Below are 23,315 nucleotides of genomic sequence, written 5' to 3' on the forward strand. Positions count from 1 at the left end.
GCAGCCTCCAAGGCTGCGGCTCCAGCTCCAGCCGCCCTTCCCCGCCCGGCATCCGCCGGGTACGGGGAAGGATCGGAAGGTGCTTCGACAACGACTCGGGGCCGGTTACTGCGCCAGAACCAGTTCGCCGTGCCTGGCACAGCCCGCCTCGGCCAGTTCCACGAAACGCTCGGTCACCTGATCCGGCTGGGTGATTTTGGTCGGATCCTCACCGGGAAATGCCTGGGTGCGCAGCTTGGTCGCGACCACGCCCGGATCGATCAGGTTGACGCGCACGCTGGAACTGGCGATTTCCATCGCATAGGTCTTGACGACCATCTCCAGCGCCGCCTTGCTGGCGCCATAGGGCATCCAATAATGGTGCGGCGCCTTGGCCGCGGCCGAGGTGACGAAGATGGCACGGCCGGTGCCGGACGCGCGCAGCAGCGGATCCATCGAGCGGATCAGGCGATAGTTCGCCGTCACGTTCAGGTCCATCACCCGCGACCACAGCTTCGGGTCATACTGGGCGACCGGCCCCAGCGCCTCCAGGGCGCCGGCATTGCCGACGACCACGTCCAGTTTGCCGAAACGCTGGTACAGGGCATGGCCGAGCTGGTCGATCTTGTCGTAGTCGCGCAGATCCATCGGCACCAGGGTCGCCGACTGGCCGGAGATCTTCTGGATGGCGTCGTCGGTCTCCTCCAGCCCGCCGACGGTGCGGGCGACCAGGACCAGATGGGCGCCTTCGGCGGCAAAGCGCTTGGCGACGGCGGCGCCGATGCCGCGCGATGCGCCGGTGACGAGGGCGATGCGGCCGGTGAGACGGGACATGGTGGAAGCCCTGGCGTTGGACGTGGACATGCCCTCTCCCGCTCTTGGAGAGGGAGGGAACCCGCGCCGTCAGGCGTGGGGAGGATGAGGGGTGATCCAAGGAACCATGCTCGTCCGGTTCCTTGGATCACCCCTCACCCCTCCCAAGCTTCGCTTGGGCCCCTCCCCTCTCCCGGGATGGGAGAGGGTGTTAATCAGGCGCGGACCGCGACATTCGCCTCGACGGGCGGATTCTCCAGCGCGTCGGTCAGCGGGATCGGGTAATCGCCGGTGAAGCAGGCATCGCAATAGCCGAGATTGGCCGGATCGCGCTTCTCCTCGCCCATCGCCCGATAGAGGCCGTCGAGCGAGATGAAGGCCAGGCTGTCGGCCTGGATGAACTCGCGCATCTGCTCCACCGTCATGCGGTGGGCCAGCAGCTTGCCCTGTTCCGGCGTGTCGATGCCGTAGAAGCAGGGATGCGAGGTCGGCGGGCTGGAGATGCGCATATGCACCTCGGCGGCGCCGGCGGCACGCACCATCTCGACGATCTTCTTGGACGTGGTGCCGCGGACGATGCTGTCGTCCACCAGAACGACGCGCTTGCCTTCGATCATCGCGCGGTTGGCGTTGTGCTTCAGCTTCACGCCCAGATGGCGGATCTGGTCGGTCGGCTCGATGAAGGTGCGGCCGACATAATGGTTGCGGATGATCCCGAGGTCGAAGGGCACGCCGGCTTCCTGGGCATAGCCCAGCGCCGCGGGCACGCCGCTGTCGGGAACCGGCACGATCACGTCGGCGGGGACACCGGCCTCGCGGGCCAGTTCACGGCCGATGCGCTGGCGCGCCTCGTAGACGGAGGTGCCTTCCATCACACTGTCGGGACGGGCGAAATAGATGTACTCGAAGATGCACAGGCGGCGCTGCTGCGGCTGGAACGGGCGCAGGCTGTGGACGCCATTGCCGTCGATGACGATCATCTCGCCCGGCTCGACGTCGCGGACATAATCGGCGCCGACGATGTCGAAGGCGCAGGTCTCGCTCGCCAGGATATGGGTGTCGCCCAGCCGGCCCAGCACCAGCGGACGGACGCCGAGAGCGTCACGCACGCCGATCACTTCCTTGGAGGTCAGCGCCACCAGGGAGAAGGCGCCTTCGACCTGCCGTACCGCCTCGATCAGGCGATCCACCGGCGAGCCGCCGCGGGCGGTCGCCATCAGATGGACGATCACCTCGGTGTCGGTGGAGGACTGGAACAGGCAGCCGCGGCGGACCAACTGGCGGCGCAGCGTCTGCGCGTTGGTCAGGTTGCCGTTGTGGGCCAGCGCGAAGCCGCCGAACTCGAAGTCGGCGTAGAGCGGCTGGACGTTGCGGATCGAGGTGTCGCCGGTGGTGGCGTAGCGCACATGGCCGATGGCGCTGGGGCCCTTCAGCTTGGCGATGATCGCCTCGGAGCTGAAATGGTCGCCGACCAGGCCCAGCGTGTGCTGCAGGTGGAAGCGGCTCCCGTCGAAGCTGACGATGCCCGCCGCCTCCTGCCCGCGGTGCTGCAGGGCATGCAGGCCCAGCGCCGTGATGGCGCCCGCCTGCGGGTTGCCGTAGATGCCGAACACGCCGCACTCTTCGCGCAGCTTGTCGTCGTCGAACGGATGCGTCGTCAGCATCACCAGAAGTCCTTCGTCCAAGAGGCGCCGGGGGCGCGTCAGCACATGCAACGAGAAAAAAGGTCCACAAACGTCGAAAGCGCCGAAACCGAGCGGTCAAGCTCAGCGGGCGTTGTTCTGCATCAGCCTTTCAAGGTCGGCGCGGTCGCGGTCCTTATAACCGGTATCGGGCGCCTGCGCACCCCCGGTCTTCGCGGAACTGGGAACCGGCGTCGACAGGCGGTCGAGCGCCTGCTTGGCCTCCATCGCCTGACGTGCGCGGTCGCGGGCGACATCCATCTGGCCGAGGCCTTCCCTGCGCAGGTTCTCCGGCACGAAGCCGTAGAGCGTCTCCGCCCCCTTCGCCAGGAACGGGCGGGTCTTCGCCTCCTGCAGCCAGACCGGCTGTTCGGCCGGGTTGGGCACCAGCCACAGGAAGAACAGGTAGGCGATCGACACCAGTACCGCGCCCTTCGCCAGGCCGAAGACGAAGCCCAGCGTGCGGTCCAGCGCCGACAGGCCGGAGGCCTGCACCCCGCGCGACAGGCTGCGGCCCAGCAGCGAAAGCACGATCAGCGAAACGATGAACACCCCGACCGCGGAGGCGGCGTAGGCCAGCATCTCGAACCGGATGTAGATCTGCGCATAGGGAAGGACATGGGGCAGCGCGTAGAGCGTGATCACCGCGGCGCCGGCCCAGGCGGCGACCGACACCACTTCGGCCACCATGCCGCGGCTGAAGGCGAGCAGTGCCGACAGAAGCAGAACGGCAATGACGACGATGTCCACCGGATTGACGGGAAGGTTGTCCATGACCCTGTGCCGATTATTGAAATGCCGTTCGAAGGGTGGCGTCAGATGAATTCGTCGTCGCGCCAGCGGCGCGTGTCGTTATCGTCGTGAGGCCGCCGCAAGGGAGGTCGTCCGGCAGAGCCCTGGGACTGGAACAGCGGCATCAGCTCGCCCAACTGCTGCAATTCCACCGTCTTCAGGCCGTTGTCGCCGCGGCTGCCCTTCTTGCCGGTCCGCCGCGCCGGGAAGATGGCGGAGGAGAAGCCGAGCTTCGCCGCCTCCTTCAGCCGGGTATCGCTCTGGCCGACGGCGCGGACCTCGCCGGACAGGCCGATCTCGCCGAACACCACCGCGTCGGCCGGAACCGGCTCGCCGGTCAGAGAGGAGACCAGGGCGGCGGCGACGGCAAGGTCGGCGGCCGGTTCGGTGATGCGCAGGCCGCCGGCGACATTCAGATAGACGTCGTTGGCGCCGATCTGCACGCCGCAGCGCGCCTCCAGCACCGCCAGCACCATGGCGAGCCGCGCCGAATCCCAGCCGACCACGGCGCGGCGCGGCGTGCCGAGCGGCGACGGGGCGACCAGCGCCTGCACCTCCACCAGAACCGGGCGGGTGCCCTCCATCCCGGCGAAGACGGCGGCGCCGGACACGTCGCCGCGCCTTTCGGCCAGGAACAGGGCCGACGGGTTGGCGACCTCCCCGAGGCCGCCGTCGCCCATCTCGAACACGCCGATCTCGTCGGTCGGGCCGAAGCGGTTCTTCACCGCGCGCAGGATGCGGAACTGGTGGCCGCGCTCGCCTTCGAAATAGAGGACGGTGTCCACCATGTGCTCCAGCACGCGGGGACCGGCGATCATGCCTTCCTTGGTCACATGGCCGACCAGCAGCAGGACGACGCCCCGCCGCTTCGCGACGCGGATCAGCTCCTGCGCGCTGGCGCGGACCTGGGCGACCGTGCCGGGGGCGCTGTCCAGATTGTCCATATACATGGTCTGGATCGAATCGATGACGATCACCTCCGGCCCCTTGGCGTCGTCCAGCGAGGCGACGATGTCGCGCACGCTGGTGGCCGAGGCCAGATCCACCGGCGCAGAGGCGCAGCCCAGGCGCTGGGCGCGCAGCCGCACCTGATCGACCGCCTCCTCGCCCGAGACGTAGGCGCAGCGATGGTCCTGCGCCAGCCGGGCCATGGCCTGGAGCAGAAGGGTCGATTTGCCGATGCCGGGATCGCCGCCGATCAGGATGGCCGAGCCGGGGACCAGCCCGCCGCCGCAGACGCGGTCGAACTCGGCGATGCCGGTCATGCGCCGCGGCGGCGCCTCGCTGCTGCCCTGAAGACCGACGAAGTCGATGCGGCGGCCACGGGCGGACCCGAGCCCCTTGGGCGCGCTGTCGGGCGCCGCCTCTTCGACGAGGCTGTTCCATTCGCCGCAAGCGTCGCACTTGCCCGCCCATTTCGGGAAGGAGGCACCGCAGGCCTGGCAGACAAATCGGGTGGTGGGCTTCGCCAAAGGTCTGGTAGTCCGATGGGGATAGGGCCCGCCACATATAGCAAGCCGTTCCGCCGAATCCTACGTTTGCAGGGGTGGAATGCAGGGGCTTTTTTCAGTCCGGGCGCATGATAGCCTGTTGCCCGGTTTTGCACGGGTCCATTTCCCAAGGCGGGAGAACGGATTCGAAGAGGAAACGAGGATTTAAGTGACGGATGACGGTCTGATGGACAAGGAAGGCAAGCGAATCGTCCTGCATGGCCCGGAAGGCTTCGCGGCGCTGCGGAAGGCCGGCCGGCTGGCGGCCGAGACGCTGGACTACATCACGCCCTTCGTGGTGCCGGGCGTCAGCACCGGCCGGCTCGACAAGCTGATCGAAGAGTTCCAGCGCGACCGCGGCGGCATTCCGGCGACGCTCGGCTATCACGGCTACCCGGCCTGCAGCTGCATCTCGCCCAACCATATCGTCAATCACGGCATCCCCAGCGACGAAAAGAAGCTGGTCGAAGGCGACATCGTCAACATCGACGTCACCGTGATCCTGGACGGCTGGTACGGCGACAGCAGCCGCATGTACTTCGTCGGCGAGAAGATCGGCGTCAAGGCCCGCAAGCTGGTCGATTTGACCTATCGCTGCATGATGGCCGGCATCGCCCAGGCCAAGCCGGGTAACCATCTGGGCGACATCGGCCATGCCATCCAGACGATGGCGGAGGCTGCGCGCTGCTCCGTCGTGCGCGACTTCGGCGGGCACGGCATCGGCCAGGTCTTCCACGACGCGCCGCACGTCGACCATTTCGGCAAGCCCGGCACCGGCGTGGAACTGCGTCCCGGAATGGTCTTCACGGTCGAACCGATGATCAATGCCGGCCGGCATGAGGTGAAGATCCTGTCCGACGGCTGGACGACGGTCACCCGCGACCGCTCGCTGTCGGCGCAGTTCGAGCACCAGATCGGCATCACCGAGGACGGGTGCGAGATCTTCACCCTCTCCCCCGCCGGCTACACGCAGCCGCCCTATGGGAAGGCCGCATGAGCGACGAACAGAAGCTCTGGCAGGTGCTGGGGAGCCGCGACCTGCTCGACGCCAGCCCCTATCTCAAGGTGCGGGCGGAGACGGTCCGGCTGCCGGACGGGCGGACGGTGGAGAACTATTACCAGCTCGACCAGCCCGACTTCGCGCTGATGTATGTGGAGACCGAGGGCGGCAAGGTCGTGATGCTGCGCACTTACAAGCACGGTCCCCGCCGCGTCAGCCTGACCTTCCCCGCCGGCGCCATCGAACCCGGCGAAGACCCTCTGGCCGCCGCCAAGCGCGAACTGCTGGAGGAGACCGGCTATGCCGCCGAGGACTGGACGGCGCTGGGCGGCTTCGTGGTCGGGGCCAATTCCAAAGGCAGCACCTGCCACATGTTCCATGCCAAGGGCGCCCGCAAGGTGGCGGAACCCGACCATGGCGACCTTGAGGACATGCGGGTCGAGCTGCACAGCACCCGCGACCTGATCGACGCGGCGGCGCGAGGCGACTATGCGGTGCTGCCGGTGGTCGCCATGCTGGGGGCGATGCTGATGCCGGAACTGCGCGAGGGCCTGGGCATGGCGGCGCGGAGCGTCCGATGAAGAACGGCGCCCTGTCCGCAGAGCGGCTGATCGAATTGCTGGGGCTGCAGCCGCATCCGGAGGGGGGCTGTTACGTCGAGACCTACCGGGCGCCGTCGGATGGCGGGCGCGGAGCCGTCACCGCGATCTATTTCCTGCTGCGGGCGGGCGAGCGGTCGCATTGGCACATGGTGGATGCCGTGGAGATCTGGCTCTGGCATGGCGGGGCGCCGCTGGAGCTGTCGATCCATGAGGACGGCGGTGCTGTCGAGCGCTGCCGGCTCGGAATGAACATCGAAGGCGGCGAGCGGCCTCAGGCGGTGGTTCCGGTCGGTGCCTGGCAGGCGGCGCGGAGTCTCGGCGACTGGTCGCTGGTGAGCTGCACCGTGGCGCCGGCCTTCGAGTTTGCCGGGTTCAGGATGGCGCCGGAAGGGTGGGAGCCTGGGAATAAGTGAAGTTGAGGGGGGCGAATGATCGCCCTCTCTCCCCCTCACCTTGCCCCTCTCCCCAGGGGGGAGAGAGGATATCGGAATCAATCGTCCGCGTACGGGTTCTTGCCCTTGCGCAGCAACAGCCGCACCGGCACGCCGGGCATGTCGAAGCTCTCGCGCAGGTGGGTGGTCAGGTAACGCTGATAGCTTTCCGGCAGGTCCAGCGGCTTGTTGACGAACAGGGCGAAGGTCGGCGGTCGGGTCTTCACCTGGGTGACGTAGCGGATCTTGATCCGGCGGCCCTCCACCAGAGGCGGCGGATGGTGTTCCAGGACGCCTTCGATCCAGCGGTTCAGCTGCGCGGTCGGGATGCGGCGGTTCCAGACGGTGTAGGTTTCCAGCACCCCGTCCAGCAGCGTTTCGAGCTTGTAGCCCTTCAGCGCCGAGATGGTGACGACCTTCACGCCCTTGATGTAGCCGAGCGAGGCCTGGAGCTTGTCCTCGACCTGCCGCAGCGCCATGGCGCGATCGTCCACCGTGTCCCACTTGTTGACGGCGATCACCAGGGCGCGGCCTTCGGAGATCACCAGACGGGCGATGGTCAGATCCTGCTTGTCCAGGATGGCGCCGGCATCAACGACCAGCACCACGACATTCGCCATGCGGATGACGCGCAGGCTGTCGGCAACCGCCAGCTTCTCGACCTTCTCGTCGACGCGGGCGCGGCGGCGCATGCCGGCGGTGTCGACCAGCTTGAACCGGCGGTCGCGCCATTCCCAATCGACGGCGATGGCGTCGCGGGTCATGCCGGCCTCAGGGCCGGTCAGCACGCGCTCCTCGCCGAGCAGGCTGTTCAGCAGGGTCGATTTGCCGACATTGGGGCGGCCGACGATGGCGATCTGGATCGGCTTGCTGCGATCCTCCTCCGGCTCCGGCTGGTCGCCGATGGGGATGCTGGGATCGAAGCCGTCGTCGGCCTCCTTCGTTTCCGCCTCGTCGTCGGGCGGGGCATAGGGCAGAAGCGCCTCGACCAGATCGGCCATGCCCTCGCCATGCTCGGCAGACAGCGGGATGGGATCGCCCAGGCCAAGTTCGTAGGACTCGAACATGCCGGGCTGGCTGGCCTTGCCCTCGGTCTTGTTGGCGACCAGCAGAACCGGGGTCTTGCTCCGGCGCAGCAGGTTGGCGAAATGCCGGTCCAGCGGCGTGATGCCGGCGCGGGCATCGATGATGAACAGCGCGACGTCGGCGCGGGCGAGCGCCTGCTCGGTCTGGCGGCGCATGCGCGCCTCCAGGCTATCGTCGGTCACATCCTCCAGGCCGGCGGTATCGACCACCGTGAAGGACAGGCCGCCGACATGGGCCGGGGCCGAGCGCCAGTCACGGGTGACGCCCGGCGTATCGTCCACCAGGGCCAGCTTCTTGCCGGCCAGACGGTTGAAGAGAGTCGACTTGCCGACATTCGGCCGACCGACGAGGACCACGGTGAACGACATGGGGCCAAAGGCCTTTCACAACAGACGGAGGAAATCCGCGATCAACGGAACGCGACGAGCGTTCCGTTGTCGCACAGCACATAAAGAGTGTTGTTGGCAACGACCGGAGACAAGTAGGAGCCGGTGGGCAGCGACCGCGTCACCTCCACCTTGCCGTCCGAAGGCGACAGGCCCAGGAGCTGGCCGTTCGACCCGGCGACCCACAGGCGGCCGCCCGCCATCACCGGACCCGACCAGACGATCGGGCCGGTCCTGTCCTGAGGATCCTTGAAGCGGGCGAGCGGCGCCACCCAGCGGATCCTGCCATCCTGGCGCGCCACCGCGACGACCTCCTGGTCGTTGGTGACGGTGAACAGATAGTCACCAGCCAGCCAGGGGGTGTTGACGCCGCCGATCTCGGTTTCCCAGATGCGGGCGCCGATGCGCTCGTCGATCGCGACCATGCGGCCGGAATGCCCGATGGCATAGACGGCGCCACGGTCGACCACGGGCAGGCCGCGGATGTCGGCGAGGTTGCTCAGCTGGCCGGTACGGCGGATGGCGGCCAGGCTGTCCTGCCAGGCGGCACGGCCGTTCTCCGGGCGCAGCCCGAACAGCTCGCCCGAGGAATAGGGGGCGACGACCAGCGTGTTGGTGATGGCCGGGCTGGCGGCACCGAGCAGGCCGGCGGTCTCCAGGATGCCCTGGTGCGACCACTGGACCGAACCGTCGTCGGTGGACAGCGCAACGGTCTGGTTGTCGAGCGTGATGACGATCACCCGGCCGCCGGCGACGGTCGGGGCGCCGCGAACCGGACCGGAAATGCGCTGGCGCCACAGAACCTTGCCGCTGTCGGCGTCGAGAGACAGCACCTCGGCAAAGCCGGTGGCCGCATAGACGCGGCCATCGGCATAGGCGACTCCACCGCCGGTGGCGCCGCCGCGCTCGTTCTCCGGCCGGGTGTCGACGCGCCACAGCGACTGGCCGCTGCGCTCGTTCAGGGCGGAGACGTGCGAATTGGCATCCATGGCGAAGATGCGCCCATCGGCGATCACCGGCGTGCCGAGCAGCGCGCGCGAGCTGCTGGAACCGGCCCCGATGTCGGCGCGCCACACGTCCGACGGATTGGCCGACAGGGCGAGGTTGCCGACGACGTGGTCCGGCGTGCCCCCCGGCTGCGCCCAGGCGGCGTTGACGACCGCCGGCGGAACGGTGACGGCGACGGCGGCCAGTTGCGGGTCCGGCTCCACCTTGCGCTCGCGCTGCAGAACGGCGACCCGCTCGCCGGGCAGCGGCGGATCGGGAGTCTTGCCAAACCAGCTGTCCAGCGTATCGCACCCACCGAGGAACACTGCGAGCAGCGACGCGGACAGCAACGCGGTGCGGCGGATGTTGCGGTGCTTGGTGCCCGCCGTCTTGCGGGGATTCGCCTGATGGGTCGTCATGGCCTTGGGTCAGCCCTTGCCGTAGAGGGTGGCGAGATCGGCGGCGCGGCTGCGCACGCCCGACGGCGCCTGTTGGTCGTCCGCCAGCTGCTTGAAGAGCGTGTGGGCCTTTTCCGTGTCGCCGGAACGTACCGCCAGCACCGCCGTCAGTTCGCGGGCCGTATAGCGCCACGGGCTGCCGTCGGCGGTCAGCGGCTGCAGCTTCGCTGTCAGCTGCGCCGGGTCGCCGTCATCGGCGCGCTGCATCACCGCCAGCAGGGTGGCGAGATCGCGGTATTCGGCGGGGACGGAGCCGTTGCCGGCGATGCCGTCATAGACGGTGGCGGCCTCGGCCGGCTTGCCCTGGCTGTTCATCAGGGCCGCGGCGTTGAACTGCGCGAGGGCGGCGAGGCTGGGATTGGCGGAACCGGCGAAGGCGGCCAGCGCCTCCACCCCCTTCTCCGGCCCCTGCGCGCTCTGCGCGATGGCCGTGACCAGGGCGGCGGTCTGCTGTTCCTGCTTCTGCGCCTGCCAATGGCGCCAGAAGCTGTAGCCTCCGGTGCCCCCGACGATCAGGACAACGGCGGCGATCATGGCGCCGCCATACTTCTTGAAAACGCGCTCCGCGCGGTCTCGGCGCAGATCCTCGTCGACTTCGCGGAAAATATCGCTCATGGCGCTGCGGTGGCGTCCCTACGGTGGCGGCTTCTTGCACGGCCCGGATGGCGGCGCGGGTCGAGCGGAGCCAGCCGGGCCGGCTACCCGGACGGATGGTTCCGCAAGATCAAGAGGGGCGGATAGCATCGGGCAACCCGTCGGGTCAAGAGCCTCCCTCTCCCGCAAGGGGAAGAAGACTTGAATGCGGAAAGAAATACGGGCCGCGGAGGCGATCCCCCCGCGGCCCGATTCCGCAACCCGCATCCTGTCCCGCAACATGGCCCGGATGGGCCGAAGCCTTCCGGGTCCTTGAGCCGGCCCTATTCTTACGCCGACATCGCGGCGGCGGCGATCACCGCCTGGGTCCGGTTCTTGACGCCCAGCGACTTGAAGATCGCCGTGACGTGGATCTTCACGGTGCCTTCCGACAGGCCCAACTCATAAGCGATCTGCTTGTTCGACTTGCCCAGGCGCAGGCATTCCAGCACTTCGCGCTGGCGCTGGGTCAGGCCGTAGCCGGCGCTGCGGTCGGCGACCTCCACCGTGCGGCGGCGCGGCGCGGCCTCCATGCTGGCGGTGAGCGCACCCGGCGGCAGGTAGATGCCGCCCGAGAACACGAGGTTCAGGGCGCCCATCATGACCTTCACGCTGCTCGACTTCGGGATGTAACCGGTCGCGCCGTGGTCGAGAGCGCCGCGAATGTCACCCAGCGCTTCCGAGGCGGAGACCACGACCACCGGCACGCCGGGCTGCAGCGCCTGGATTTCGCGCAGTCCATCGAAACCCGGCCAGTTCGGCATATGCAGGTCCATCAGGATGATGTCGAAGGTGCCGCCGGCGCGGCACTGGTCCAGCACCTCGTCGAAGGTTCCGGCCTCGACGAAGCTGGCGTCGCCCTGCAACTGCTCGAGCAACCGCCGCAGGCCTTCACGGAACAGCAGATGGTCATCCCCGATCAGAATCTTCATGATCCCCGTCATCCTCGCTCGCCGGCTCCGGCCCGGCCGATGAGGGCCGGATCACGCCTGGACAGTTGTCGTTTTTCTCCGATGCGCCCCCGCGGCACCCGGATCACCCCATTTCACTCCACGTCACCGGCCCACCTCACCGGTCCACTTCACCGGCCTGGTGGTTGATCGCGTTGCCGGCCTCCTGCCGTTTCGGCCGGAAGGCCGTCCGCCGTTGTTGGCTTGTTTTCGCTGTGTTGGGTATCTGATACCACGATCGGAAGAGCCTCTGTATCCGGACAAGGGCCATAGGTCATTCGAGGCCGCCATCCCCATTCGAGGGACCATAGGTTATGGCCGGCCAAAGCAACGCTTCCGACGAAGGTCATAGATTCTGCTGCGGATGCGAATGTCCTTACCGGTCAGGCCCAACGGATTCACTTTCCCCTATTGGGATTATTCGAATTGGGACCTGTTGTCTCCATTAGCGACGGGAATTTTTCTGGAACCTTGCCCTCTTTGTGGCGTTCGTGTGTCGGTCGGCCGCTTAACACCGATTCGGCTGCGCAAGAGAGGAAGGAAAACCGCAACCAAACCGAATGGATAGCCCTGAAGGATGCCTGTACCAACGCGCATTCCCGTGTGACCCAGCCAGCACACATCATTCCATAGGTGTTACCGTCTCGAAACCTGGGGCGACCAACAAGGAGACGAAAAGCGATCTTGGCTGATCATCCATCGCCTGATTTACGCGGAGCTCAGTTCATTTCTAAATCACGCGGTGCGATCAGGATTTCCCTCGCGGGAATGACCGACGGATTGCGGGCAACGAAGAAATAGTTGGCAAGGAAATTTCCCATAACCGCTTTGATCTTGACCGAAGACGTGCCTGGGCCAACCGGCCGGACTCCGTTTCAACCCTTAGATGCAGGCGGCGACGCCCCAAGCCGGGCCGGCCGTGGATGCCTCCTCCAGACAGAGCTGACCCATGCACACACACCATGAGTACGCCCATGAGAAAGCATCTCACCAGACCCGCAACGCGGTGACTCCCATGCATGTCTGCCTGATTCTCGACAACAACGCGCTGACCGAGAACGTGGTGCAGCAGCTCGACCGCGGCGGACGCCACCGCGTGACGGTTCTGCACGACATCGGGGAGCTGACCCAGAGCGCGCTGACGCCGGATGCCATCCTGATCGGCCTACAGCAGTTCACCGCGCTTCGCGAAAACGAACCGATGGTCTATCTCCGGCTGTCCCGCCGGTCGCGGATCGTCGTGGTGCTGTCCTCGCGCGAGCTGCTGGACGCCGCCCATATCCTGGCCTTCGCCGATGCCTGGGTGTTCGAGGATCTGAACGTCGACCGCATCAACGAACTGCTGGATCTCGGTCTGGAAGGGCATTGCCTGATGCCCAAGCAGTTCCTGTCGCGGCTGGGCGTGGACGAAATCCGCCTGACGCTGCTGCCGCGGCTGTCCGACCCGGAGTTCGAGACCCTGCGCCTGCTGGGCGAAGGCATGAACAACCGGACCATCGCCAATGCCCTCGACCTTTCGGAGGCGGTGATCAAGTCGATGGTGCGCAGCGTGCTGTCGAAGCTGCACTTCCGCAACCGGACGGAAGCCGGCGTCTTCGCCGCACGGCAGCAGGGCGCCCTGGAGCAGGCACGGTCCGGCATGACTCCGCCGCACATGCATGCGGCGGCAACCCGGCGCGCCGGGGCCTGAGCCCCGGCCCCACCGTTCGGGAATGCTCCCATTGCCGCCCCCCGTGGCGGCCCAAGCACTTCCGCTCAGCCAGCCGAACGTGAGGCCGGACGTCAGGAAGCTGGACTTCAGGAAGCCAGACGCCGACTCGCCATCGCTTCCTCGAAGCGGCCGAAGCAGGCTTCGAAAGCCTGCCGGTCGATCTCGGCAAGCCTGAAGCGGACACGCACCACCCCCTCCTCTCGGGTGAAGGCCTCGAAGGGCAGCGCCACGCCCAGGCTGTCGAGCAGCAGCGTGCCTCGGCCGCCGATGGCGTCGGCGTCGGTCAAAGCGGCGCCGTGGCGGGAGATGTCGTGCAGCCGCACGGTCAGCCGGCCCTCCGGCCCCTCCACCGTGCAGGGAGCATCCACCAGGTAACGCGGCAGGCTGCGGCGGTCGACATCATCCGTCGCCGTGCGCACCGCCCGAACCAGCACATGCATCAGTTCATCGATGCTGTGGGTGACCTCCGATGCGCCGGTCCGCAGCAGGTCGGCGCGCTCCTCCGTCACCTTGGCCTCGCGCGACACCTCGTCGATGCGGGTCGATACGTCGGTGGCGGCACTGGCCGTCTGGCCGACATTGCGCGAGATTTCCTGGGTCGCCGAGGCCTGCTGCTCGACCGCCGCGGCAACAGTGCCGGAGATGGCGTCGATCTCGCCGATGGTGCGGCTGATGTTGCGCACCTCCTCCACGCTGCGGGCGGTAACGGACTGAATCTCCGCGATCAGGCGCGAGATCTCCTCGGTGGAGCGCGACGTCTGGTTGGCCAGATTCTTCACCTCGTTGGCGACGACGGCGAAGCCCTTTCCCGCCTCCCCGGCCCGCGCCGCCTCGATTGTCGCGTTCAGCGCCAGCAGATTGGTCTGGGCGGCGATCCCCTGGATCAGCTCCGCCACGTCGCCGATGCGGCCAACGGCGGAGGACAGCGATTCAATGGTGCTCTCGGTCTGTTCGCTGGCGGCGACGGCGGCACGGGTGACGCTGGCGGCATGTCCGACCTGGCTCCCGATCTCCTCGATGGAGGCCGTCAGCTGCTCCGCAGCCGATGCGACCGCCTGGGCGTTGCTGAGGGCCTGCGCCGCGGCGGCGGCGACATTCTGGGCGTTGGAACCGACCAACCCGGCCGAATTCGCCATCGCGCCGGCGTTGCGGTCCATCTCCTGGGTACGGGCGGCGACACGCTCGACCGCACCGCGGCTTTCCTGCTCCACCGTGTCGGCCATCGACTGCAGGGCCCTGCGCTTCTGCGCCTCTCCCTGGACACGCTGCTGCTCCTGCTCGGCCCGCAGCCGCTCCGCCTCGGCCATGCCGTCGCGGAAGACCAGGACGGAGCACGACATCGCGCCGATCTCGTCCAGGCGCTTCGCCCCCGCCACCTCGGCGGTCAGATCGCCGGAGGACAGCGCCGTCATCACCCGGCTGAGCTGGCCCAGCGGACGCAACAGCCGGCGCGATACCAGGTAGCCCGGCACCGCAAGCGCGGCGGCGCAAAGCACGACCAGCATCGTCGCGAATCGCATGCTGTCGTCGAAGGTCTTGAACACTTCCGCCTTCTTGATGCCGACATAGAGGATGCCGACCGGGTTGCCGGCCTTGTCCTTGATCGGGTCGTAGGCGGCGTAATAGGGCTCGCCCAGAATCTCGACCATGCCGCGGAAGGGGACGCCCAGGCGCAACACCGAATCGTAAGCGGGGCCCTGGGCCAGCGTGGTGCCGACGGCGCGGGTGCCGTCGGCACCCATCACGTTGGTGGCGATTCGGCGGTCGCCCAGGAACAGGGTCGCGGTCCCGCCGGTGATGCGCTTGATCTTGTCGACCACGAAGTTGTTGTCGTTCATCACGACACCGTCGAGCAGCAGCTTGCCGTCGGCGACGGTGAAGGAACTCCCGCGCTCGTTCAGCGCCGACCAGGCGATGTCCATGCTCAGGCGCTGCATCTCGATCGCCTGCCGTTCCAGGTCACGGACGATCACCTGCCCGATCGCGAACAGGATCGCCGTGCTGAGGATCAACATGCCGAAGAGGTTCAACACGGTGACTTTCGTGGAGATCGAAAGCCGGCCGACAAAGCTGCGCAGGGCATCCATGAGCGCCATCCACCAGGAAACAGTTTGCAAGTGCGAGTACACAGTCGTACGCGCACTATGCCATCCAGGTTTAGACCGCATTCATTTAAAATACTCGAGAGCCCTGCGACTGCTTGTCGCGATGATCAGAGCGAAGTCTTTCGGCCTCTAAGGGTTTCTTTTGAACCCGAAGCATGACCGAATCTGTCGCCGTCAGAACAGCCGCGCGCCGTCCGGCACCTCATGATCGGGGCCGACCAGCACCACCGCACCTTCGGCATCGGGCAGGCCAAGGCACAGCACTTCGCTGGTGAAGGGGCCGATGCGCTTGGGAGGAAAATTCACCACGGCCAGCACTTGGCAGCCGATCAGCGCGTCGGCGGCGTAATGGCTGGTGATCTGCGCCGAACTGCGCTTCGTTCCGATGTCGCCGCCGAAATCGATGGTCAGCTTGTAGGCCGGCTTGCGCGCCTCCGGGAAGAATTCCACCGCGCGGATGGTGCCGACGCGGATGTCGACCTTGGCGAAGTCGTCGTAGGAAATGGTCATGGCTGTTCCGATCCGGTTGAGAACCGGCGCCAGGGTAGCGCGCCCGTCCCGGTCCGGGAACCCCGCGGCCGGACATGAAAAGGGGCCGCCGACGGCGACCCCTCTTCGCAGAATCCGGTGGAACCGGAGGCCGATCAGCCCTTCGTCTTGGCGATGGCGGCCTTGACCTCGTCCAGGCTGTCCGACACGCGCTTGGTCAGGATCTCGGCGGCCTCGGTGTTCGACTTGGCGATCATCTCGCTCAGCTCGCGGATGTTGGCCAGCGACTTCTCGAAGGCGGCCTTCACCAGATCGGCCTGCTTGGCGGCCTTCTCCTCCGGCGTGCCGGCGGCGGTCAGCTCACCGACGGCGCGGTTCACGTCCTCGGTCACGTTGCGCAGCACTTCGGCCTGACGGCGGACGATGGCCTGGAAACCTTCATAAGCCAGCTGGTTGGCGGCGGTCACCGCCTCGATGTTCTTGCGCTGGCTGGCGATGATGGTCTCGATGTCGACGCCCGGAACCTTGAGGTCGCCGATCAGCTTGGACGGATCGAATTCGAGGAAGGGGTTACCGCTCGTCTTGGCCATGTTTCTCATCCCAGCATCAGTGTTTGCTGCCCGCATCGCAATCCGGGCATGTTGCGACGCAACATTGACAGGCAGAATATGCAGATTGCCCAAATGCTAGTCAATGCGGATTTTGCGGCGCAGCGTAACCTTGGCGGGAAAATCCGCCGCTCCACCCTACCCTCCGCATGGCGAACATAATCTAAGCCGTTGATGCCATGGAAGCCGGCCCGGTTCCCCGGCCATGCGGCCCTCGGCGGCCGGACCAGCGACAGAAGGTCGCACCCCAGCGCTCCGCCCTGCGCAGCGCGCTGTCGAGCGCCGCCATGGTACGCGACAGGTCGGCGGTATCGTCGTTCAGGAAGACGCGCATCACCCGCGCCTGCACGGTGCCGAGCCCGGCGACGAGAGCCGCGCCGCCACGCTGATCGGGATCGATCCCCGCGGCGCGCAGCATCCAGGCCATTGAACGGCCGAAGGCGCAGGAAAAAGCCAGCGCGGTCGCCGGATCGGCCGGAAGGTCGCGCAGCACCGCGCGCAGCCCGTCGCGGAAGGGACGCAGCGCATCGAATCGGCGCATCATCACGTCGAACAGCCTGTCGCGCGCCGATTCGGTCGGGTCGGCGGCGACATCCCCGGCCAGCACCGTGGCGTCGGCGACGCGCGACACCGCCGCCAGCACGTCGGCGCGCCCGCGATAGCGGTGATGGAAGCGGGACAGCGGGATGCCGGCGGCGCGCGCGATCTCCAGCAGCCCGACGCGGCGCCACCCCTTCTCGGCGGCCAGACGCATCGCCGCGGCGGCCACGGTGCGATCGAGGGAGTCCGGGTCGGTAGGATCGGAGCGGAAGCTGTTGTCTTCAGGCTTGTCGGACGACATGTCGGACATGGCACCACCTCCAGGCGACAGGGATCGCGTCATAAGGTGGTGCGCGGACGGGCGAACGTCACCCGTCCCACAAAAAACGTCACGCCTTGCGCACGGTCTCCACCCGTCCGCCGGTCATGCTGACCAGATCGGCGGGGGTCAGGCGGAACACCGCGTTCGGCGTGCCGGCGGCGGCCCAGATGGTTTCCAGCCGCAGCAGGTCGTCGTCGATCAGCACCAGAGGCGGGACGGCATGGCCGATGGGCGGAACGCCGCCGATGGCGAATCCGGTCGACTCGCGGACGAACTCCGGGTCGGCGCGCTCGATCTTCTCGCCGAGCAGGCGGCCGACCGCCTTCTCGTCCACCCGGTTGGCGCCGCTGGCGACGACCAGAACCGGGCGCCCGGTCTCCTTGGTGCGGAAGATCAGCGACTTGGCGATCTGCGCCACCTCGCAACCGACCGAGTTGGCGGCGTCCTCCGAGGTGCGGGTGCTGCCTTCATGCTCGATCACGCGGTGGCCGAGGCCGATGTCGTCCAACAGAGACTGGACGCGGGCGGCGGAGGGGCTGAGCGTCGTCGTCATTTCCACCCCCATCAACCGGCAAGCTCGCGCGACCGCCGGGTGGCGGCGGCGATGGCGGCGGTCATCACCGGCTGCAGTCCGTCCGGCGCCATCAGCACCTCCAGCGCGGCCTGGGTGGTGCCGTTGGGGCTGGTCACCGCCTTGCGCAGGTCGGCGGCCTCCTGCGGCGAGGCGTCGAGCAGCGCGCCGGCCCCCGAAACCGTGGCGCGGGCGAGCCGCATCGCCAGATCGGCCGGCAGACCCGCTGCCTCGCCGGCCTTGGCCATCGCCTCGACCAGGAAGAAGACATAGGCGGGGCCGCTGCCGGACACCGCGGTGACGGGATCCAGCAGACCTTCATCCTCGACCCAGGCGACGTCGCCGACGGCGCGCAGCAGCCGGTCGGACAGGTCGCGCTGGGCGGCGCTGACATGGGCGTTGGGCACCGCCACGGTCATGCCGCGGCCGACGGCGGCCGGCGTGTTGGGCATGGAGCGGACGAGGACCGCCCCCTCCCCCAGCAGCCGTTCGAAATAGGCGATGGTCTTGCCGGCGGCGATCGACAGGAAGACGGTGCCGGGACGGACCAGCGCCCGGTAGGCCGGCAGCGCCTCCTCCATCACCTGCGGCTTGACCGCCAGAACCACGACATCGGGAACGAAGCCGTCCGGCAGGGTGTCCGCGCCCGACGCCAGCGAGACCCGCGCGTCACCGGAGAGCCGCTCCGGCAGACCGGCCCGGTCGACCACCACGACGCGCGAAGCGGTTCCGGCGGCAAGCCAGCCGTCCAGCATCGCCCCGCCCATCTTCCCGCAACCGACCAGCAGCAGCGACGCACCCGTTTCCGCCGTCATGACCCCGACTTCCCCCCTGTTCATGCAAATGCAAATGTTGATGCCCGCCTCAAGGCTTACGCTTCGCCCATGGTGTCGAGAATGGCGGCGGACACCGCCTCCGGCGCGGATTTGCCGCCCCAGATCACGAACTGGAAGGCCGGATAGAAGCGCTCGCACTCCGACAGGGCGATCTCCACCAGATCCTCCAGCTGTTCCACCGCTGCGCCGCGCGACCCGCGCAGCAGCATGGTCTGGCGGAACATCGGCGTATGCTCCTCCGAGCAAACGTCGAAATGGCCCAGCCACATGCGGCCGTTCACCTCCGCCAGCAGTTCGGCGACGGCGGTGCGGCGGGCGGCCTGAACCTTCATGTCGAACTGGCAGGAGAACTGCATTGCGCTGACATCGGGCTGCCAGACGAAATAGAGCCGGTAATCGCACCAGCGCCCGCCGATCTCTACGACAAGCTCGTCCTCGGTGGCGCGATCGAAGGGCCATTCGTTGGCGGTTACGATCTCCTCGACCACGTCGAGCGGATTGTGGGCGGAAGTGGTGGTTTCGACGGCTACTGCCGACATGTCAGCGTCCTCCTGTGAAGGCGCAATGGGCGGTACCGTTCCCCCGGACCAGAAGACGCGCCTGTGAAACCGCGCGGGTCCGGGCCAATACCCCGAAGGTGATGAAAAGACGAGCATCGGCACGCGGCGTCCGCCCGCATCGGCACCCGGTCAGCGTTCCGACCGGCCGACGTTCGGGTCGTCAACCGGCCAGGATCGGGCCGGGCCGCCGATGGCGGCACAGGCCGGTACGATGACGGGAGGGGTGCCGGGTGGTGCGGCTGCCCAGATGCTCAGGACGCGGCGGGCCCTGTGCCCGTGGTCCCTGTGCCGCCGGCATCCGCGGCGGGCTTCGCCGGCGCGGGAGTCGCCGGATCGGTGTCGGCCACCGCCGGAACGCCGGCCGGCTCGACCACGACCGGAAGAGGTGATTGCCCGGCGGTCAGCGTCGCGACGGTGGCCTCCAGCGCGGCAAGCCGCTCGGCCATCGCCTCCTGCTCCTCGCGGGCCTTGGCGGCCATGGCGCGGACGGCCTCGTATTCCTCGCGGCTGACCACGTCCATCCGCGACAGAACGCGTTCGAGTTGAGCGCGCAGCTGACCTTCGGCCTCTTCGCGCAAGGACGAGAAGGCGCCGAGAGCGCCACCCGCCACACGGGCGAGATCGTCCAAAATCCTGTTGTCCACCTGCATCGGCTCTAACTTCCGGTTACCGTTCGTTCATTATGGACGCCGCGCGCCGCGACTTCAACGCCCTTGGCCCCTTACAGGCGTACCGCGGTGCGCAGCCGTGGCATGCGGCGGACCTCACGGGCGGACCGCTGGACCGGCCGGGGAAGCCGCATTGAAGCGGTCACGCAGGGCCTTCAGGTCCAGAGTCTGGGTCGGCGCGTCCCAGGGACCGGCGATGCGCAGCGTCAGCGGCGGCAGGTCGCCGTCAGCCCTCACCTTAAGGGTCAACCCCAAATCCACCCGCTCGTCGGGCAGCGACACCGTGCCGGCCAGCGTGCCGTCGGCGGGAGTGGTGGTCAGGCGGGCGTCGTCGGCGCGAATCACCCCATTCTCGATGGCGAAGCGGGCGTCCAGCCGGTCCAGCTTGGTCTCTCCACCCTGCAGAGCACCGGCGACGGCGCCGAGCACCTCCTGCGCGCGCTCCACCCCGGCCAGCCGGTTGCGCAGCGCCGCGAGATCGACACCGCGCAGCACGCCACCCGATGCCACCGCCCGGCCGCGGCCGGTCAGGCTGCGCGCCAGCGCGTCGCCATTGCCGCTGCCGGAGACGGTCATGTCGAGATCCATCGTCCCGCCATTGAACCCCAGCCCGGCGAATCCGGACAGTGCGGTGCCGAGGTCGGCCTTGATGACGGTGATGTCGGCGTCGAGCTTCGGCTCCTGCCCCGGAACGGTGGCGAGACGGCCGCTGACGCCGATCTGGCCGCCCTGCCATTCGCCGTCCAACTGCTCCAGGATCGCGGTCCCGCCGGAGAGCGTCGCCCTCAGCGCCGGCTGCGCGATGCGCTGCCCGCCCAACGTCAGCGAGGTGGCGGTGAGCGCGAGCCGACCGTCCGCCGCTTGCATCCAGCCGAGATCCGCCAGCGGATCGGCGGGCGGGACGGCGGCCGGATCGCCGGCGGGTGCCCCCGCATTGCGGCCGGCGCCATCGCCCACCAGCGGCGCGTTGCGCAAGCGGTCGAGGTCGAGGTCGCCGGTCTGCAGATCGGCCTGCAAGGCCGGCCGCGCCGGCTTGCGGTCGAGCGCCAGCCTGCCGCGCACCGGCACGCCGGCGACCATTCCCTGCAGGTTGTTCAGCACCGGCGAGGTCGCATTCCCGGTCAGTTCGCCATAGAGGTCCAGCGGGCCGAGGGCGCGGGCCAGCCCACGGTCGGCGAACAGCGCCGCGATGCGTCCCATTTCCGGGTGGGTCACGCGCAGCTTCAGGTCGGCGCTGGGCGTGCGGTCGAGCCCCAGGACGGCGCCCCCGGCCTCCAACGTGCCGTCAAGCATACCGGCGGATGCCTCGACCGCCAGCCGCTCGCCGTCGCCGGCAAGCCGGGCCTTGGCACTGATCGCGCCCAGCCGTTCCGGCGCCGGCAAGCCGGGCGGCCAGGCGACGGCGCTGGGCAGCCCGCCGAGCGATTTGGCCTCCGCCGCCAGGGCGATGTTCACGCCGCGCAGCGGCATCAGGCTGGCGACCTGCCCGTCCACCCGCGCGGTCAGGCCGGCGATGTTGTCCACCTTGGCTTCGCGCACCGTCAGCGCGCCGGAAGCGACCGTCGCATCCAGATGCAGCCCCTGGACCGGCAGGCCGCCCACGGTCAACTGCCCGATCCGCAAGTCGAGGTTGGCGTCGGCGAGGCCGAGAAGCCGCTGCGGCAGCGGCGTGGCGGCGGAACCGGACCGCGGCCCCGCCGCGCGCGCCGCCGCCGGCTGGGTGGCGCCGGCAGCGGCGGGCTGGGCAGTGGCCTGATCGGCCGGCAGGTAGCCGTCGAGATACAGGCGGTCGAGTTCGAGGCGCGCTCCGAAGGCGGGACGGCCGCGGTCGACATAGGCGATCGCACCGCTCAGCCGGCTGCTGTCGAAGCGGAAATCGATGCCCGATATCTCGAAGCGGTCGGCATGGCCCTGCAGACGGGCGGCGAGCGAGGCACGGCGCAGCCGGTCGGCGGGAACGGATTGGACATCCAGCTTCGCCCATTCCAGCAGGGCGCGCAGGTTGTCGGCATTCGCCTCCATCCGCATGTCGATCGTCGGCAGGCCGCCCGGCGTGGTCACCTCCCCCGCCGCGACGAAATCGGAGCCGCCGGGCAGCAGGGCGCTGATGCGGTCGATGTTCAGCCGGCCGTCGGTCAGGCTCGCCTCGACCCGGCCCTGGCGCACCACCCCGCCATTGTAGCTCATGGCGTCGACGGCCACGTCCAGCTTGGCCTCCACACCCATCGGCAGGGCGAAGGACGGGCCCGACTGCTTGGCGTCGCCGGTCGCGGGGTTTGCCGGAGCCGTGGCGGCGGAGCCGCTCGCCGCGCCGCCCTGCCCGCCCCGCGCCAGCCAGGAATCCAGGTCAAGCCGATTGACGGCGAGCGTCAGTTCGGTCCGCGGCGCCTCGCGCTTGGCAGGGTCGCCGGCCCGCAGGGTGGCGTTTCCGGTCGCGCGGGTGTCGCCAAGCTGGGCTTCCAGGCTGGAGAAGGTCGCGAGGCTGGTTCCCGCCTCCACCGTCGCGCGCAGGCTGAAGGGCTGGGCCAGCGCCGCCGGCCGGCGCGCATCCACCAGCTTGGCGAAGTCGCTGCCTTCGGCGCGAAGGTCGCCCTGCACCTTCGATCCGCCGCCGCCGGTCAGGATGCCGGCGAAACGGAGCGTCGCGTCGGTATGGGGCATCGACAGGGTGGCCCGCACCGGCACCGCCGCCCCTTCGGTGAAGCGGCCGGCGGTCGCCTCGCCGTGAAGGGGCAGGCCGCGGAAACGGAAATCGCCCTGAATCTGGAAGGGGCCGTTCAGGCTGCCGGCGGCGATGCGGGCGTTCAGCCCCTCCACCGTCTCGGTCCGGCCGTTGCGGTTGTCGCGGTAGATCAAGGTGCCGTTGTCGATCAGGACCTGATCGAAGCTGACGGCGGACACCAGACCTTCGGCGGCGCCGAGCCCGTCGCCGGGCCTGCTGCCGGTGGTGGACATGTCCCAATTGATCCCGCCGTCCATCAGGACCTCCACCACGAAGGTCGGATCGACCAGCGTGATGCTCTCCACCTGGATGCGGCCGCTCAGCAGGGGGCCGAGCGCGACGCGGGCATCCAGCTTCTTCAGCCGCACCATGTCGGGCTCGGCGGCGCCGGGGGCGTTGGCGAGCCGGGCGTCGCGCACCGTCAGCGCCGGCGACGGCAGCAGGGTGAAGCCGACGTCCCCCCGCAATTCCACCTGGCGCCCGGTCGCCTGCGACACACGCTCGGCGATGGTGCCCTTATAGGCGTTCCAATCGATCAGGCTCGGCGCTGCCAACAGGATGCCGGCCAGAACCACCAGTCCGGCCAGTGCAGCGATCAGGATCTTCTTCACCGGGTGTCCGCCTTCCCTGCGCCGGCCTTATCCTCGGCCGTGCCCCTTTGCCACGTCATTGATACCACGCCGCCGCCATCGACCGGCACCGGCCCGCGCCCGCATGGGATACGAACCGACGTGCGCTTGCCTTCGCTGCCGCTCACCTTCCGCGCCGGTCGTGATCCGATGGCGGCTTCCGATGAGGGCAGTCCTTCGGTAAGCTAGCGCCCGCAGAAGAAACAAGCAATTTGGGCAATCCCACGGCCAAGTTGGGATCTGTCCGATTTTTTCCCCGGATATT

The 23,315-nt window shown here is 68.2% G+C and carries 21 protein-coding genes; 4 read left to right on the forward strand and 17 right to left on the reverse strand.

Translation table 11 applies throughout. The features are described from left to right. Window positions 1-105: 105 nt before the first annotated feature. The 4 genes from DM194_RS05340 to radA form a co-directional block, all read right to left on the reverse strand. Window positions 106-813: an SDR family NAD(P)-dependent oxidoreductase gene (locus DM194_RS05340; RefSeq protein ID WP_111066271.1), complete on the reverse strand. Its 708-nt coding sequence runs from the start codon at window positions 811-813 to the stop codon at window positions 106-108. Between the two features lie 194 nt (window positions 814-1,007). After that, on the reverse strand, window positions 1,008-2,456 hold the full coding sequence (gene purF, locus DM194_RS05345) for an amidophosphoribosyltransferase (RefSeq protein WP_111066272.1): 1,449 nt from the start codon (window positions 2,454-2,456) through the stop codon (window positions 1,008-1,010). 102 nt (window positions 2,457-2,558) lie between these two features. Continuing rightward, on the reverse strand, window positions 2,559-3,248 hold the full coding sequence (locus DM194_RS05350) for a CvpA family protein (protein WP_111066273.1): 690 nt from the start codon (window positions 3,246-3,248) through the stop codon (window positions 2,559-2,561). 41 nt (window positions 3,249-3,289) lie between these two features. Then, on the reverse strand, window positions 3,290-4,738 hold the full coding sequence (gene radA / locus DM194_RS05355; protein WP_111066274.1) for a DNA repair protein RadA: 1,449 nt from the start codon (window positions 4,736-4,738) through the stop codon (window positions 3,290-3,292). A 205-nt stretch (window positions 4,739-4,943) separates the two neighbouring features. Between radA and map the strand changes: the two genes are divergently transcribed. Genes map through DM194_RS05370 form a run of 3 tightly spaced genes read left to right on the forward strand, consistent with a single transcriptional unit; the run spans window position 4,944 to window position 6,771 of the window. Next, the gene (gene map, locus DM194_RS05360) at window positions 4,944-5,753 is read left to right on the forward strand and encodes a type I methionyl aminopeptidase (protein ID WP_111066275.1); all 810 of its coding nucleotides are present in this window, start codon (window positions 4,944-4,946) and stop codon (window positions 5,751-5,753) included. Beyond that, window positions 5,750-6,337, forward strand: a complete 588-nt coding sequence (locus DM194_RS05365) for an NUDIX hydrolase (RefSeq protein ID WP_111066276.1) — start codon at window positions 5,750-5,752, stop codon at window positions 6,335-6,337. The genes map and DM194_RS05365 overlap by 4 nt, the downstream gene beginning before the upstream one ends. Next, window positions 6,334-6,771 carry a cupin domain-containing protein gene (locus DM194_RS05370; protein ID WP_111066277.1) on the forward strand — a complete coding sequence of 146 codons (438 nt, stop codon included), beginning with the start codon at window positions 6,334-6,336 and terminating at the stop codon, window positions 6,769-6,771. The genes DM194_RS05365 and DM194_RS05370 overlap by 4 nt, the downstream gene beginning before the upstream one ends. A gap of 77 nt (window positions 6,772-6,848) precedes the next feature. On the opposite strand, the gene der is transcribed toward DM194_RS05370, so the two are convergent. The 4 genes from der to DM194_RS05390 all read right to left on the reverse strand — a co-directional run bounded on the left by der (window position 6,849) and on the right by DM194_RS05390 (window position 11,271). Beyond that, window positions 6,849-8,243, reverse strand: coding sequence for a ribosome biogenesis GTPase Der (gene der / locus DM194_RS05375; RefSeq protein ID WP_111066278.1), 1,395 nt, complete (start codon window positions 8,241-8,243; stop codon window positions 6,849-6,851). A 41-nt stretch (window positions 8,244-8,284) separates the two neighbouring features. Then, on the reverse strand, window positions 8,285-9,667 hold the full coding sequence (locus tag DM194_RS05380) for an outer membrane protein assembly factor BamB family protein (RefSeq protein WP_111066279.1): 1,383 nt from the start codon (window positions 9,665-9,667) through the stop codon (window positions 8,285-8,287). A 9-nt stretch (window positions 9,668-9,676) separates the two neighbouring features. Then, window positions 9,677-10,321, reverse strand: a complete 645-nt coding sequence (locus DM194_RS05385; RefSeq protein ID WP_111066280.1) for a tetratricopeptide repeat protein — start codon at window positions 10,319-10,321, stop codon at window positions 9,677-9,679. A 308-nt stretch (window positions 10,322-10,629) separates the two neighbouring features. Further along, a complete protein-coding gene (locus tag DM194_RS05390) occupies window positions 10,630-11,271 on the reverse strand; it encodes a response regulator transcription factor (RefSeq protein ID WP_111066281.1) in 642 nt (213 codons plus the stop codon). Window positions 11,272-12,238: 967 nt separating this feature from the next. On the opposite strand from DM194_RS05390, the gene DM194_RS05395 reads away from it, so the two are divergent. Further along, window positions 12,239-12,979, forward strand: coding sequence for a response regulator transcription factor (locus DM194_RS05395; protein ID WP_246024297.1), 741 nt, complete (start codon window positions 12,239-12,241; stop codon window positions 12,977-12,979). 107 nt (window positions 12,980-13,086) lie between these two features. Here the strand turns inward: DM194_RS05395 and DM194_RS05400 are convergent, their stop codons facing one another. From DM194_RS05400 to DM194_RS05440, 9 genes are all read right to left on the reverse strand, one after another. Beyond that, a complete protein-coding gene (locus tag DM194_RS05400; protein ID WP_111066283.1) occupies window positions 13,087-15,087 on the reverse strand; it encodes a methyl-accepting chemotaxis protein in 2,001 nt (666 codons plus the stop codon). A 192-nt stretch (window positions 15,088-15,279) separates the two neighbouring features. Next, window positions 15,280-15,615 (reverse strand): tRNA-binding protein, encoded by a 336-nt coding sequence (locus tag DM194_RS05405; protein WP_111066284.1) that lies wholly within the window; start codon window positions 15,613-15,615, stop codon window positions 15,280-15,282. Window positions 15,616-15,749: 134 nt separating this feature from the next. Next, window positions 15,750-16,184, reverse strand: coding sequence for a phasin family protein (locus DM194_RS05410; protein ID WP_111066285.1), 435 nt, complete (start codon window positions 16,182-16,184; stop codon window positions 15,750-15,752). A gap of 181 nt (window positions 16,185-16,365) precedes the next feature. Further along, window positions 16,366-17,052 (reverse strand): TetR family transcriptional regulator, encoded by a 687-nt coding sequence (locus tag DM194_RS05415; protein WP_111066286.1) that lies wholly within the window; start codon window positions 17,050-17,052, stop codon window positions 16,366-16,368. 79 nt (window positions 17,053-17,131) lie between these two features. Then, entirely contained in the window at window positions 17,132-17,617 is a 486-nt protein-coding gene (locus tag DM194_RS05420) for a YbaK/EbsC family protein (RefSeq protein ID WP_111066287.1), read from the reverse strand. A gap of 11 nt (window positions 17,618-17,628) precedes the next feature. Next, window positions 17,629-18,450 (reverse strand): pyrroline-5-carboxylate reductase, encoded by an 822-nt coding sequence (gene proC, locus DM194_RS05425; RefSeq protein ID WP_111066288.1) that lies wholly within the window; start codon window positions 18,448-18,450, stop codon window positions 17,629-17,631. A gap of 56 nt (window positions 18,451-18,506) precedes the next feature. Then, window positions 18,507-19,010: a type III secretion system chaperone family protein gene (locus DM194_RS05430; RefSeq protein WP_111066289.1), complete on the reverse strand. Its 504-nt coding sequence runs from the start codon at window positions 19,008-19,010 to the stop codon at window positions 18,507-18,509. A gap of 272 nt (window positions 19,011-19,282) precedes the next feature. Beyond that, on the reverse strand, window positions 19,283-19,681 hold the full coding sequence (locus DM194_RS05435; RefSeq protein WP_111066290.1) for an accessory factor UbiK family protein: 399 nt from the start codon (window positions 19,679-19,681) through the stop codon (window positions 19,283-19,285). Between the two features lie 114 nt (window positions 19,682-19,795). After that, a complete protein-coding gene (locus tag DM194_RS05440; protein ID WP_111066291.1) occupies window positions 19,796-23,032 on the reverse strand; it encodes an AsmA family protein in 3,237 nt (1,078 codons plus the stop codon). Window positions 23,033-23,315: the final 283 nt, after the last annotated feature.

It is taken from the genome of Azospirillum ramasamyi, assembly GCF_003233655.1.
Classification (GTDB): domain Bacteria; phylum Pseudomonadota; class Alphaproteobacteria; order Azospirillales; family Azospirillaceae; genus Azospirillum; species Azospirillum ramasamyi.